Source organism: Burkholderia aenigmatica, assembly GCF_048627025.1.
In the GTDB taxonomy this organism is placed as follows: Bacteria; Pseudomonadota; Gammaproteobacteria; order Burkholderiales; family Burkholderiaceae; genus Burkholderia; species Burkholderia aenigmatica.
In genome coordinates, this window is the sequence record NZ_CP184469.1 from 3,321,192 (window position 1) to 3,333,842 (window position 12,651).

12 protein-coding genes are annotated in these 12,651 nt (G+C 67.7%); 6 read left to right on the forward strand and 6 right to left on the reverse strand.

The genetic code is table 11. The annotated features are described in order from the left end of the window. Positions 1 to 46: 46 nt before the first annotated feature. The gene (gene zwf / locus ACN8ZM_RS32035) at positions 47 to 1,522 is read right to left on the reverse strand and encodes a glucose-6-phosphate dehydrogenase (protein ID WP_089451708.1); all 1,476 of its coding nucleotides are present in this window, start codon (positions 1,520 to 1,522) and stop codon (positions 47 to 49) included. A 202-nt stretch (positions 1,523 to 1,724) separates the two neighbouring features. Between zwf and ACN8ZM_RS32040 the strand changes: the two genes are divergently transcribed. Beyond that, the gene (locus tag ACN8ZM_RS32040; protein WP_043180984.1) at positions 1,725 to 2,303 is read left to right on the forward strand and encodes a TetR/AcrR family transcriptional regulator; all 579 of its coding nucleotides are present in this window, start codon (positions 1,725 to 1,727) and stop codon (positions 2,301 to 2,303) included. Between the two features lie 179 nt (positions 2,304 to 2,482). Beyond that, positions 2,483 to 3,358 (forward strand): SDR family NAD(P)-dependent oxidoreductase, encoded by an 876-nt coding sequence (locus ACN8ZM_RS32045; protein WP_420211792.1) that lies wholly within the window; start codon positions 2,483 to 2,485, stop codon positions 3,356 to 3,358. Between the two features lie 227 nt (positions 3,359 to 3,585). On the opposite strand, the gene ACN8ZM_RS32050 is transcribed toward ACN8ZM_RS32045, so the two are convergent. Continuing rightward, complete coding sequence (locus ACN8ZM_RS32050) at positions 3,586 to 4,362, reverse strand: hypothetical protein (protein ID WP_089451711.1); 777 nt, start codon at positions 4,360 to 4,362, stop codon at positions 3,586 to 3,588. A gap of 252 nt (positions 4,363 to 4,614) precedes the next feature. Between ACN8ZM_RS32050 and gcvA the strand changes: the two genes are divergently transcribed. Then, positions 4,615 to 5,523, forward strand: coding sequence for a transcriptional regulator GcvA (gcvA, locus tag ACN8ZM_RS32055; RefSeq protein ID WP_420211793.1), 909 nt, complete (start codon positions 4,615 to 4,617; stop codon positions 5,521 to 5,523). 118 nt (positions 5,524 to 5,641) lie between these two features. On the opposite strand, the gene ACN8ZM_RS32060 is transcribed toward gcvA, so the two are convergent. The 3 genes from ACN8ZM_RS32060 to ACN8ZM_RS32070 form a co-directional block, all read right to left on the reverse strand. Further along, a complete protein-coding gene (locus ACN8ZM_RS32060; RefSeq protein WP_420211794.1) occupies positions 5,642 to 6,220 on the reverse strand; it encodes a peroxidase-related enzyme in 579 nt (192 codons plus the stop codon). A gap of 85 nt (positions 6,221 to 6,305) precedes the next feature. Further along, entirely contained in the window at positions 6,306 to 7,289 is a 984-nt protein-coding gene (locus ACN8ZM_RS32065; RefSeq protein ID WP_420211795.1) for an MDR family oxidoreductase, read from the reverse strand. 53 nt (positions 7,290 to 7,342) lie between these two features. Then, on the reverse strand, positions 7,343 to 7,981 hold the full coding sequence (locus ACN8ZM_RS32070) for a TetR/AcrR family transcriptional regulator (RefSeq protein WP_420211796.1): 639 nt from the start codon (positions 7,979 to 7,981) through the stop codon (positions 7,343 to 7,345). 222 nt (positions 7,982 to 8,203) lie between these two features. On the opposite strand from ACN8ZM_RS32070, the gene ACN8ZM_RS32075 reads away from it, so the two are divergent. Continuing rightward, a complete protein-coding gene (locus ACN8ZM_RS32075; RefSeq protein WP_089451771.1) occupies positions 8,204 to 9,391 on the forward strand; it encodes a M20 aminoacylase family protein in 1,188 nt (395 codons plus the stop codon). Between the two features lie 56 nt (positions 9,392 to 9,447). Next, positions 9,448 to 10,779 (forward strand): MFS transporter, encoded by a 1,332-nt coding sequence (locus ACN8ZM_RS32080; RefSeq protein ID WP_043180977.1) that lies wholly within the window; start codon positions 9,448 to 9,450, stop codon positions 10,777 to 10,779. A 36-nt stretch (positions 10,780 to 10,815) separates the two neighbouring features. Here ACN8ZM_RS32080 and ACN8ZM_RS32085 read toward each other — a convergent pair whose 3' ends face one another. Further along, the gene (locus tag ACN8ZM_RS32085) at positions 10,816 to 11,736 is read right to left on the reverse strand and encodes a LysR family transcriptional regulator (RefSeq protein ID WP_420211797.1); all 921 of its coding nucleotides are present in this window, start codon (positions 11,734 to 11,736) and stop codon (positions 10,816 to 10,818) included. 136 nt (positions 11,737 to 11,872) lie between these two features. On the opposite strand from ACN8ZM_RS32085, the gene ACN8ZM_RS32090 reads away from it, so the two are divergent. After that, the gene (locus ACN8ZM_RS32090; protein WP_043180973.1) at positions 11,873 to 12,646 is read left to right on the forward strand and encodes a transporter substrate-binding domain-containing protein; all 774 of its coding nucleotides are present in this window, start codon (positions 11,873 to 11,875) and stop codon (positions 12,644 to 12,646) included. Positions 12,647 to 12,651: the final 5 nt, after the last annotated feature.

A 12,651-nucleotide genomic window follows, 5' to 3' on the forward strand; every position in this document is an offset into this window, starting at 1 on the left:
GGTGCGATCCGGCGTGCCGCACTGACGGCACGCCGTCGTGCGGCGGTTACGCCTCTTCAGACCACGACATCCCGTCGCGCGCGAGCAGCGCCGACGAAGCCGCGGGACCGAACGTGCCGGCCGTGTACAGGCGCGGCCGGTCGCCGAGCTGCTTCCAGCCGTCGAGGATCGGCTCGACCCACGACCACGCGGCTTCGAGCTCGTCGCGGCGCATGAAGTGCGTGAGGCGGCCGCGGATCACGTCGATCAGCAAACGCTCGTACGCTTCCGCGCGCCGCTCCGGAATCGCCTGCTGCAGGTCGAGGTTCAGGCTCACGGGCACCATGTTCATCCCGCTGCCCGGTTCCTTCGCGAGCATCTGCAGCTGGATCGACTCTTCCGGCTGGAGCTGGATCACGAGACGGTTGCTGTAGTGGCGCGGGCCGGTCGGGATGATCGAGAACGGCATGTCCGCGAACTCGATCACGATTTCCGACTGGCGGCGCTGCAGCCGCTTGCCGGTGCGCAGGAAGAACGGCACGTTCGCCCAGCGCCAGTTGTTGATGTGCGCGCGCAGCGCGACGAAGGTTTCCGCGCGGCTGTCCGCCGGCACGTTGTCTTCCTCGAGATAGCCCTTCACCGGCTGGCCGTCGACCGCGCCGGCCGTGTACTGGCCGCGCACCGTGTCGCGCGCGACGTCGGCCACCGCCATCGGCCGTAGCGAGCGCAACACCTTCAGCTTCTCGTCGCGCACCGCGTCCGGGTCGAGCGACACGGGCGGTTCCATCGCGACGATGCACAGCAACTGCAGCAGGTGGTTCTGCACCATGTCGCGCAGCGCGCCGGTATGGTCGTAGAAGCCCGCGCGGCTGCCGACACCCACCGACTCCGCCACCGTGATCTGCACGCTGCGGATGCTCGGCGCCTGCCACAGCGGCCCGAAGATCGGGTTGCCGAAACGCAGCACCATCAGGTTCTGCACGGTTTCCTTGCCGAGATAGTGGTCGATCCGATAGATCTGCGATTCCTCGAAGTGCTTGCCGACCGCATCGTTGATCGCCTTCGCGGACGCGAGATCGTGGCCGAGCGGCTTCTCGAGGACGACGCGCGAGTGCTTGTCGACGAGGTGCGCGGCCGACAGGTTGTCGCAGATGGTGGTGAACAGCTCCGGCGACGTCGACAGGTAGAACACGCGGATCGCATCGCCGCGCGCCGCTTCGGCGAGCCGCAGGTAGTCGTCCGGCGCGTTCACGTCGATCAGCACGTACTTGAACAGGTCGAGGAAACGGCTCCAGGCCGCGGCGTCGAACGCCTTTTCGTCGATGAACGGGCGCGACTGCTCGTCCATGAACTTGCGATAGCCGTCGATGCCCCAGTCGCGGCGGCCGACCGCGATGATGCGTGTCTCGGGCGGAAGGTTGCAGTGCAGGTGCGCCATGTACAGCGCGGGCAACAGCTTGCGGGCGGCCAGGTCGCCGCCGCCGCCGAAGATGATCATGTCGACGGGCCGGTCGGCCGCGGTCTGGGTAGGCTGATTCGTCATGGGAGGTTCGCGGTGTGAAACGGTGAACGTGAAACGAACGTCAAGGCACCGGGCGCCGATACGTGAACGCACCAGTACGTGAAAACGCTAATAGTGCCCGGTTTTGACGGATTGTGTATGGGTTCGCCCGGATGTAACAGGCCTTGCATTCCGCATGATCGCCCCATTATGATTGAGCGCTCACTCATTAAAGGAATCGAACGTGGCCCGACCGCGCAGTCCCGACAAGCACGAAGCCATCCTCGCCGCGGCCGCTCGCGCGCTCGCCGAGGACGGCGCAACCGCGACGACCGCGCGCATCGCGCGGCTCGCCGGCGTGGCGGAAGGCACGGTGTTCACGTATTTCGAGACCAAGGACGCGTTGCTGAACGCGCTGTACGTGAGCCTGAAGACCGGGATGCGCGAAGCGATGATGGCCGGGTTTCCGGAACACGCGCCGGTCGAGCAGGCCGTGCGGCATGCGTGGAACGGTTATGTGTCGTGGGGCGTCGCGAATCCGGACGGGCGGCGCGCGCTGCAGCAGCTCGGCGTGAGCGGGCGCATCGACGATGCGCATCGCGCGGCCGGCGCCGAAGGCTTCGGCGGGATCAATGCGCTGCTGCGCGAGCAGGTGGCGGCGTCGGGCGCGCTGAAACCCGACGAAGCGCATGCGTTCTGCGCAGCGTTGTTTACGTCGATCGCGGAAACGGCGATGGAGTCGATCGCACGCGATCCGGCGCGGGCCGACGCGTACCGGGAGGCCGGGTTTCGCGCGTTGTGGGCCGTGTTGCACGCGGTGTGAGGCAAGAGTTGCCGTCGTGGCGGCGTGTGCGGTTTCACGCTCACGCGCCGCGCCGCGGTGATGACGGGTGGCGGGTTTCAGGCAGGGCGATGGAGGTCATGAACGACCGATACATCGCCGTTATTAATGAGTGAGTAATCATTCATTTTGTGGTTTCACTACGATCAAGGAGTGGAAAAATGTCGAAAGTCTGGCTGGTAACAGGGGCCGCGCGCGGCCTGGGGCGAGCGATTTCGGAAGCCGTGCTGGCGGCGGGCGACCGGCTGGTGGCCGGTGCGCGCGATCCCGCGCGGCTGGCCGATCTGGCCGAGCGTCATGGTGACCGCTTGCTGCCGGTCGCGCTCGACGTCACCGATGAAGCGGCGGCCGCGCAGGCCGTCGCGGCGGCACGCGACGCGTTCGGCCGCATCGACGTGCTGGTGAACAACGCGGGCTACGGCCACACGGCGCCGTTCGAGCAGATGGGTGCCGACGATTTCCGCGACCAGATCGAAACGAACCTGTTCGGCGTGATCAACCTGACGCGTGCGGTGTTGCCGACGATGCGCGCGCAGCGCGCGGGACACATCTTCCAGGTGTCGTCGGTCGGCGGGCGTACGTCCACGGCCGGCTTGTCCGCGTATCAGGCCGCGAAGTGGGCGGTCGGCGGGTTCAGCGACGTGCTGTCGAAGGAAGTCGCGCCGTTCGGCGTGCGCGTCTGCACGCTCGAGCCGGGCGGGATGCGTACCGACTGGGCCGCGCAGGCGAAGCGCGGTGTCGACGGTCTGCTGCCCGACTATCAGCCGTCGGTCGGGAAGATTCTCGAGCTGCTCGGCGCGTACGGCGGCCACGAAGTCGGCGATCCGGCGCGGATCGCGGCGCTGATCGTCGAGCTGTCGCGCCGCGAGGATGTGCCGATGCGTTTGCTGCTCGGTGGCGACGCGCTGTTCGTGTGCGAGCAGGCGGAGAAGCAGCGCGCGGAAGAGGCCGCGCGGTGGCGTGACGCGACGCTGTCGACGCAGTTTCCGGATGCGAAGCTGCCGGACGGGCTGGAGGTGCTGAAGGGGCTGGAGTGAGCGCTGACATTCGCCGTGCTACGCAGGCGGCGTGAGCGGCTGACCGATGCTGGCGCATGCACCTGCGCGCCGGCATCGGTCGGCAGCGCCCATGCGATCGACGGGCGCGCCTTCGTATCAACCAGCCTGTTCCACCAGCGCATGCAATGCCTGCCCGGTTTTCGCGATCGCCGCTTGCGCCGCCTCCGCGCCCTGCGAGGTGCCTTCGACGCACCGCCCGGTTCGGCTTACTCGGTCGACACCGCGACCGGCACGCGCATCCGGTATAGCGACACGGCCTGAACCGCGAGCGTGCAGACGATCGCGAGCCCGTAGGCCGGCACGAGGTGCAGCCGCGTGAGCGTCAGGCTCAGCACGTGGAAAAACGCGGCGAAGCTCAGCAGCCCGGTGGCCATCCCGCGCATCAATTGCTGCGCGGCGGCCGGGCCGTTCATGCGATGCGCGAAGACGGCCAGGATGATCACCATGAACGGGAACGACGCGAGCACGCCGCTCGTTTCCGGCCCGACGTAGGGCGCGATCATCGTCACGCCGACCACGAGGCCCGCGATCAGCACCATGCGCAGCGGCAAGTCCCAGCGCGGCGGATCGAGCCGCGCGGCCCTGACCGGGCTGGCAGGCACGATGCTCAGCACGAGCGCGACCGCGAGGATCGCGATCAGGAACAGGCTCGTCTCCGGCAGCGCGCTCGCCTTGAGCAAAAACGCGACGACGGAAAACGCGATGCCGGCGCCGGCCAGCGCAGCGGGCCAGCCGCGTTTCGCCAGTTTGCAGTAGGCGATGCAGAAGGCGGCCTGCCCGGCGGTGGCGACGAGCGAGCCGGCCGTCGCGTGCGCGGCGAACGCCGGGCCGTGCTCCAGCGCGAGGAATACCGACACCGGCCCCGACGTGAGCGGCAGTCCGACCAGCAGCCCGCCGATCGCTTCGCCCCAGCGGCGCGCGGCGAGCGTGGCCGCCACGAGCAGCAGCGGGGTGGCGACGAGCTTGAAAAGAAGATGATCCATGATGAGCGTTACGTCCCGGCGCCTGCCTGCCTCAAATGAAGCGCGCGCCGGGCGTCGCGGCTTCAGGCACGAAGCGCAGCCGCGATGCCGGCGCCGACATGCGACGCAAGGCGGTGCACGAGCGCATTCGCCATATCGGCCGGCACGGCCGTCGATTGCTGCGCCTGCCTTCGATAGTGCGAGCCGCCGCCCGCGCTGACAAATCATTTATCGACATACAATGCGTGAGTCCAACTCACACGTCACGTCATCGTGTTCGACCGGCTTCCCCCGCTGCAAACGCTGCGCGCCTTCGAGGCGACCGGCCGGCTGTTGAGCATGACGCTGGCGGCCGAGGAACTGCACGTCACCCACGGCGCGGTGAGCCGGCACATCAAGAACCTCGAAGCCCATCTCGGCGTCGCGCTGTTCCGGCGCTTGACGCGGCGCATCGTCCTCACCGAGGCCGGCGCCGAATTCCTGCTGGACGTGAACCGCACGCTGGGCGAGCTGACGAAGGCGGCCGAGCGGCTACGCGCGCACGACAGCGTCACGCGGCTGAAGATCAACGCGAGCGTGTCGTTCGCGAACAAGTGGCTCGCGCCGCGGCTGCACCGGCTGAAGTCGCTGCATCCGGAACTCGACATCCATCTCGACGTGACCGACGCGCACGTCGACCTGAACGAAGGCGAGGCCGACGTGGCGATCCGCTACGGCAGCGGCCGCTATCCGCGCGTGCTGGCCGAGCGGATTCTCGAGGAAACCGTGACACCCGTCTGCAGTCCTGCCTATCGCGCGAAGATGGGCGGGCTGACGTCGGTCGAGAGCATCGCCGGCTGCACGTTGCTGCACGAGGACCGGATGCTGGCGAACTGGGAGCAATGGTTCGCGCTGGCTGGGATCCGCGGGGTGCGCAGCGATCGCGGGCCGGCGTACAGCCACGGCAGCCTCGCGATCGAGGCGGCGATGCGCGGCGAGGGCGTCGCGCTCGGGCGCAGCGTGATCGTCGCGGACGACATCGCCGCCGGGCGTCTCGTCGCGCCGTTTCCGCAGTACGCGTTGCAGGCCGAGCGCGGTCACGACCTGATCTACCGGATCGGCAGCCGCGACGATCCGAAGGTGTGTGCGTTGCGCGACTGGCTCGCTGAGGAGATCCGATTGTTTTTGCACGGGACGAGCTGAACGCCGGCGACCTTGGCCGCTGCGGCGGGCACCTTTGCGCTCGCGTCCTTCAACGACACGACGGGCGGGCGCGACGAACGCGCCGCGTCCCGCCCGCGCGGCCGAACGGCGTGCGCGCTCAGCGCCCCAGCGCGTAGAACTCCGCATTCGGCCGCATGTTCGTCACGTTCGCGATGCGGTTGGACATGCCGAAGAACGCCGAGATCGCCATGATGTCCCACACGTCTTCTTCGACGAAACCATGCGACTTGAGCATGTCGAAGTCTGCTTCTCCAACCAGATGCGCGGCCTGCGACACCTTCATCGCGAAGTCGAGCATCGCCTTCTGCCGGGCGGTGATGTCGGCCTTGCGGTAGTTGGTGGAGACCTGGTCGGCGATCAGCGGATCCTTCGCGCGAATCCGCAGGATCGCACCGTGCGCGATGACGCAGTACTGGCACTGGTTCACGCTGCTGGTGGCCACGACGATCATCTCGCGTTCGGCCTTGCTCAGGTTGCCCGGCTTGTCCATCAGCGCGTCGTGATAAGCCATGAACGCGCGAAACTCGTCCGGACGATGCGCGAGGGTCAGGAACACGTTCGGGATGAAGCCCGACTTTTCCTGGACGGCCTCGATGCGTTCGCGAATGTCCTCGGGCAAATCGTCGAGCGCGGGCACGGGAAAGCGGCTGATGGGGGCGGTGTTTGCGGCGGTCATGAGGTCTCCTGGATAAAGTGGCACGGGCGCGCTCGATGCGCGAGCTGCCGTCCGAATAAAGAAACGCGGGGAGCCGTCGGCGGCATCACGCGTTGACGTCGACGACGATGCGGCCGCGAACCTTGCCGCCGATCAATGCCTCGGCAAGCGGAATCACGTCGCCCAGGCCGACCTGGTGGCTGATCGTGCCCAGCTTCTCGACGTCGAGGTCGGACGCGAGCCGGCGCCATGCCTCCAGGCGATCGGCGCGCGGGCACATGACGCTGTCGATCCCGACGAGCGTCACGCCGCGCAGGATGAACGGCGCGACGGTCGCGGGGAAATCCATGCCGGCGGCCAGGCCGCAGGCCGTCACGACGCCGCGGTACCGCGTGGTCGCGCACACGTTGGCGAGCACGTGGCTGCCCGCCACGTCGACCGCGCCGGCCCAGCGTTCCTTGCCCAGCGGCCGGCCGGGTTCGCTGAATTGCGATCGCTCCAGGATCTCCGCCGCGCCGAGCTGGCGCAGGTAGTCGGCATCGGCGGGGCGGCCGGTCACCGCGACGACGCGGTATCCGAGCCGCGCGAGGATAGCCGTGGCGACGCTGCCCACCCCGCCTGCCGCGCCGGTCACCACGATCTCGCCGTCGTCCGGGCGCACGCCGTGTCGCTCCAGCGCCATCACGCACAGCATCGCGGTGTAGCCCGCCGTGCCGATGGCCATCGCCTGTTGCGGCGAAAAGGCGGACGGCAGCGGCACCAGCCAGTCGCCATCGACGCGGGCTTTCTGCGCGAGGCCGCCCCAGTGCGTTTCGCCGACACCCCAGCCGTTGAGTACGACCTGGTCGCCGGGGCGATAGGCCGGGTGCGTGCTCGCTTCGACTTCCCCGACCAGATCGATGCCGGGCACCATCGGGAACTTGCGGACCACCGGGCTCTTGCCGGTAATCGCCAGCCCGTCCTTGTAGTTCAGCGTCGAATAACCCACGCGCACCGTCACGTTGCCCGCGGGCAACTGCGCGTCGTCCAGCGTTTGCAGCCGCGCGTGCTGGCCGGTTTCGTCCTTGTCGATCACGATGCCCTGGAACATCCCGTCCTCCTTCCTAATTTCTAGACCGATCGTCTAGTTAATGGCAAAAAAATTCAGCGGCGTGGTAATCCATTGAAGAAAAACTGCGCGAACAATGCCAGCGGCCCGTCGCTGCGCTCCAGTTTCGCGCGCAGTACGGCGCCTTCCCAGCCGATCCAGAAGAAGGCGGCCAGCTCGGCGGGATCGGCTGAACCGGCCAGCTCGCCGGCTTGCTGCGCGGCGGCCAGGCAATCGGCGAGGCGGCGTTGCCAGTCCTCGAACGTGGTGCGCAGGCGGGCGCGGAAACTTTCGGGCAGCGCGCCCATTTCCTGCCCGAGATTGCCGATCAGGCAGCCGCGACTGTATGCGTAGCGGGCCATGCCATCCCGGGCATCGTCGACGAACGCGCGGACGCGCTGCAGCGGCGAGCGCGCCGGGTCGCTGAAATGACGGTCCAGCTTGCGCGCGAAGAAGTCGGCATAACGGTCGATCAGTTCGAGGCCGAACGCCTCCTTGCTGTCGAAGTAGTGATAGAAGGAGCCCTTGGGCACGCCCGCGCGCCGGAGGATCTCGTCGAGCCCGGTGGCCGAGAAGCCCTTCTCGGTGAGCACTACCAGCCCGGTGCGCAACAGCATGTCGCGCGTGGCGACGAGTTCTTCGTGCTGCTTCGGTGGCCTGCCGCGACGGCGAGGCGGATCAGTTCGAACGTCCATGTGCGAATAATAGACCGTTCGTCTCAAAAATCAACGGGTCGTGTGTCGAGCGCGTTCGATGAGGTCGCTGCGGCGAGTCGTGCCCGTATTAACCCTGATTAAAAAACCTTATCGCGGTGAAAAATTCCGCATCTTATTGAACTGATATCGGCTCGCTATAGTGGCTCGCTTTCCCGCACGCAGCGACACGCGTGCACACACAAACAAGCTGGAGCCCCTTAGATGACCGACGCCCGATTCACCGAGATCGAGGATCTGATGCCCGCCGCCGGCGGGTTGCGCGAGATCCGTCACCACATCCACCACCATCCCGAGCTCGCGTACGAAGAGCACGACACGGCCGCGCTCGTTGCCGAGAAGCTCGAACAGTGGGGCTGGCAGGTGACGCGCGGGGTCGGCAAGACGGGTGTGGTCGGCACGCTGCGCGTAGGCGACGGCACGCGCAGCATCGGCATCCGCGCCGACATGGATGCGTTGCCGATCATCGAGGCGACGGGGCTGCCCTATGCGAGCGGCACGCACGGCAAGATGCACGCATGCGGCCACGACGGCCACACGACGATGCTGCTCGGCGCCGCGCAGCACCTCGCGAAGACCCGCAATTTCTCCGGCACCGTGCACCTGTATTTCCAGCCGGCGGAAGAGCATGGCGTCGACAGCGGCGCGAAGAAGATGATCGACGACGGCCTGTTCGAACGCTTCCCGTGCGACGCCGTGTTCGGCATGCACAACCATCCGGGCGCGGCGCCCGGCGTGTTCCTCACGCGGCGCGGCCCGTTCATGTCGGCCGGCGACAAGGCGATCATCACGATCGAAGGCGTCGGCGGTCACGCGGCGCGCCCGCACCTGACGGTCGACCCGGTGGTCGTCGCGGCGAGCATCGTGATGGCGCTGCAGACGATCGTCGCGCGCAACGTCGACCCCGCGCAGCCGGCGGTCGTCACGGTCGGCTCGATGCATGCGGGTACCGCGAACAACGTGATCCCGAACGGCGCGCGCCTCGAACTCAGCGTGCGCTCGTTCAGCCCCGACGTGCGCGCACTGCTCAAGCGCCGCATCACCGAGCTGGCCGAAACGCAGGCGGCGAGCTACGGCGCGAGCGCGAACGTCGAGTACATCGAAGGCTATCCGGTCGTCGTCAATACGGATACCGAAACGGATTTCGCCGCGCAGGTCGCGCGCGAACTCGTCGGCGACGCGCACGTGGTCGAGCAGACCGACCTGCTGATGGGCAGCGAGGATTTCGCGTTCATGCTGCAGCAGCGGCCGGGCTCGTTCGTGCGGCTCGGCAACGGCGAAGGCGAGGACGGCTGCATGGTGCACAACCCGAAGTACGACTTCAACGATCGCAACCTGCCGATCGGCGCGGCGTACTGGACACGTCTCGTGGAGCGTTACCTCGGGCAGTGAGCGCGGCGGCGGAGGGCGGCCGGCGCTTCCGGCCGCATTGAGAGGAGACGATAACGATGCAGAAAGACCATCTCGCGCTGCACCCCGCGTCGACGGGGGCCGCCGAAACCAGCACGTCAGGCGCACCGGCCGTCACGCGGCGCGGTGCAATCGCGGCGGCCGTGATCGGCAACTGGCTGGAATTCTTCGATTTCACCGTGTACGGCTTCTTCGCGGTGCTGATCGGCAAGCTGTTCTTCCCGTCGAGCGACCCGACCACGTCGCTGCTGCTGTCGGTCGCGACGTTCGCGGCCGGCTTCTTCACGCGGCCGCTCGGCAGCGTCGTGCTCGGCGTCTATGCAGACCGCAAGGGGCGCAAGGCCGCGCTGAACCTGACGATCATGCTGATGGCGCTCGGCACGGGCCTGATCGCGATCGCGCCGACCTATGCGCAGGTCGGCGTGGCCGCGCCACTGCTGGTCGTGTTCGCGCGGCTGCTGCAGGGCTTCTCGCAGGGCGGCGAATTCGGCGCGGCGACGTCGACGCTGCTCGAACAGGGTGGCACGTCGCGCCGTGCATTCCGCGCGAGCTGGCAGCTCGCGACGCAGGGCGGCGCCGCGCTGATGGGCTCGGGCTTCGCGGCGCTGCTGTCGAACACGATGACGAAGGATGCGCTCGAAAGCTGGGGCTGGCGGCTGCCGTTCCTCGTGGGTGTGCTGATCGCGCCGGTCGGCATGTATCTGCGCCGCCGGCTCGCCGACGATGCGCCCGGCGATCGCCATCACGGCATCGAGCGCGGCGTGCTGCACGAGCTGTTCTCGAAGCACACGCGCACGGTGGTGCTGCTGATGCTCACGGTGATGGGCGGCACGGTGTCGACCTACATCCTGACGTTCTACATGCCGACCTATGCGATCCACACACTCGGCCTGCCGATGAAGCTGTCGATGTTCGTCGGCGTCGCGTCGGGCTGCGTGATGCTGGTCACGTGCCCGCTATTCGGCTGGCTGTCGGACCGGCTCGGCAGCCGGCGCCTGCCGATCTTCGTCGGCCGCGGTGTGCTGGTCGTATTGCTGTTCCCGGCGTTCTGGCTGATGAACCATCATCCGACGCTGTCGGTGATCCTGCCGCTGACCGCGCTGATGCTGCTGTTCTATTCGCTCGGCTCGGCGTCGGAAATGGCGCTGATGTGCGAGTCGCTGCCGCGCCACGTGCGCGCGACCGGCATCTCGATCGCATATGCGCTCGCGGTGACGATCTTCGGCGGCACCGCGCAGCTGATCGCGACCTGGCTCGTGAAGACGACCGGCAGCAAGCTCGCGCCGGCCGGCTACGTGGCCGCGTGCGTGGTGCTGTCGCTGGTCGCGGTGGCGATGCTGCGCGAGACGGCACAGGACGCGATCGACTGACGGGCGGCGCGGCGGGCGGCTCGCGGCAATCCGTGCTTACCGCCCGCGCACGACCCTCAGGTATGACGCGAGCATCGTCGCGAGTTCCTGTGCGGCCGGCGTCAGCGGCACGGCCGCGCGCTGCAGCAGGCAGATGTCCTGCGATTCGGCCTGTTCGCGCACCGGCACCTTCGCGAGCGCGCCGGCAAACGGCCCGTGCCGCGTCACGGCTTCGGTTTCGAGCGACAGGCAGTCGGTCTGCGTAACGAGCTGCAGCGTCTCGAACATCCCTTCGACGGTGGCGAGAATCTTCGGCGGCGGCAGGCCGTGCACGTCGAAGTACGCGAGCAGCCGGTTGACGACGGGGTCGGCGCTCAGGTTCGGCGAGCGCGTCGACACCCATGCGTAGTCGGCCAGTTCGGCGAGCGATTGCGCATGTATCGCCGGATGCCCGTTGCGGCACACGACCACCGGCGCGGAAGCACGCAGCGGCGTGACCGCGAGATCGGTCGTGTCGGTCTGCTTCGCGACGAGCGCGATCGCGAAATCGACCGCGCTTTCCCGCAGCCAGGCGATCATCATCCGCGACGTGCCGGTGCGCAGATGCACGTCGACCTTGTCGAAGCGCGCGCGGAACGCGCTCAGCACGGGCGCGAACGCGTCGATCAGCGGTTCGGCCACCAGGCCGAGCGTGACGGTGCCTTCGTACGCGCCGCTCAGTTGCCGGATTTCCCGCTCGACCTGTTCGCATTCGCCGAGGATCGAACCGGAGCGCGCGAGTAGCCGCTGGCCGACGGCCGTCGGCACGATCCCGCGATTGGTGCGCGTGAACAGCGTCGCGCCGAGCGTCGCCTCGAGGCTCTGCAACTGCTGCGTGACGCCGCTCTGCGCGAGATCGAGCGCGCGTGCGGCGGCGCGCAGGCTGCCGTGCTCGACGACGGCCTGGAAGATGCGGAGCTGGGAGAGCGTGAACGCCATGGGCAAGCGCGGGGCCGGTGATCGGGAAAAGTGATCATGATAAGGCAGCGGGCGATTCCGGCGGCGGCGCGTGCGCACTACGATCGCAGGCAGTCCGGCTCGTGCCGTTTGCCCATCGTCCCGTCCTTCGTCGACCATGAAACGCACCTTCCTTCCGCTCGTCTCCTTATGCCTTGCGTTCGCGGCCGGCGCCGCGCACGCACTCGATGCGCGCCCCGTGCGCCTTGGCATCGATCCGACCTATCCGCCGATGGATTCGAAGGCGCCCGACGGCAGCCTGAAGGGCTTCGACGTCGATCTCGGCAACGAGATCTGCCGCCGCGCGCAGTTGCGCTGCCAGTGGGTCGAGCTCGAATTCTCCGGGATGATTCCGGCGCTGCAGGCGCGCAAGATCGACGCGATCCTGTCGTCGATGGCGATCACCGAGAAGCGCGAGAAGCAGATCCTGTTCTCGTCGAAACTGTTTCGCTTCAAGTCGCGGCTCGTCGCACGGCCCGGGAGTGGCGTCGACAGCACGACCGCATCGTTGGCCGGAAAGCGCGTCGGCGTGCAGTCGGGTACGCAGTTCGAATCGTGGGCGCTCGCGCACTGGGCGCCGGCCGGCGTCAGCGTGGTGCCGTACAAGAGCCAGGACGACGTGTTCGCCGATCTCGTCAACGGCCGCCTCGACGCGGCGCTGCTCGGCACCGTGGAAGCCGACTACGGCTTCCTGCGCACGCCGAAGGGCAAGGGCTTCGCGTTCGTCGGCGCACCGCTCGACATGGGCGATCGTGGCGTCGGCATCGGCATGCGGCAGTCCGATACGGCGCTCAAGGCGTCGATCGACGGCGCGATCGCGTCGATGCTGAAGGACGGCACGTACGACCGGATCGCGAAGAAGTATTTCGACTTCAACCCGTACGGCGACTGAGCGTC

Coding starts and splice junctions, on each gene's coding strand:
- zwf (WP_089451708.1), bottom strand. CDS start 1,522: ATGACGAATCAGCCTACCCAGACCGCGGCCGACCGGCCCGTCGACATG.
- ACN8ZM_RS32045 (WP_420211792.1), top strand. CDS start 2,483: ATGTCGAAAGTCTGGCTGGTAACAGGGGCCGCGCGCGGCCTGGGGCGA.
- ACN8ZM_RS32050 (WP_089451711.1), bottom strand. CDS start 4,362: ATGGATCATCTTCTTTTCAAGCTCGTCGCCACCCCGCTGCTGCTCGTG.
- ACN8ZM_RS32060 (WP_420211794.1), bottom strand. CDS start 6,220: ATGACCGCCGCAAACACCGCCCCCATCAGCCGCTTTCCCGTGCCCGCG.
- ACN8ZM_RS32065 (WP_420211795.1), bottom strand. CDS start 7,289: ATGTTCCAGGGCATCGTGATCGACAAGGACGAAACCGGCCAGCACGCG.
- ACN8ZM_RS32070 (WP_420211796.1), bottom strand. CDS start 7,981: ATGGACGTTCGAACTGATCCGCCTCGCCGTCGCGGCAGGCCACCGAAG.
- ACN8ZM_RS32075 (WP_089451771.1), top strand. CDS start 8,204: ATGACCGACGCCCGATTCACCGAGATCGAGGATCTGATGCCCGCCGCC.
- ACN8ZM_RS32080 (WP_043180977.1), top strand. CDS start 9,448: ATGCAGAAAGACCATCTCGCGCTGCACCCCGCGTCGACGGGGGCCGCC.
- ACN8ZM_RS32085 (WP_420211797.1), bottom strand. CDS start 11,736: ATGGCGTTCACGCTCTCCCAGCTCCGCATCTTCCAGGCCGTCGTCGAG.
- ACN8ZM_RS32090 (WP_043180973.1), top strand. CDS start 11,873: ATGAAACGCACCTTCCTTCCGCTCGTCTCCTTATGCCTTGCGTTCGCG.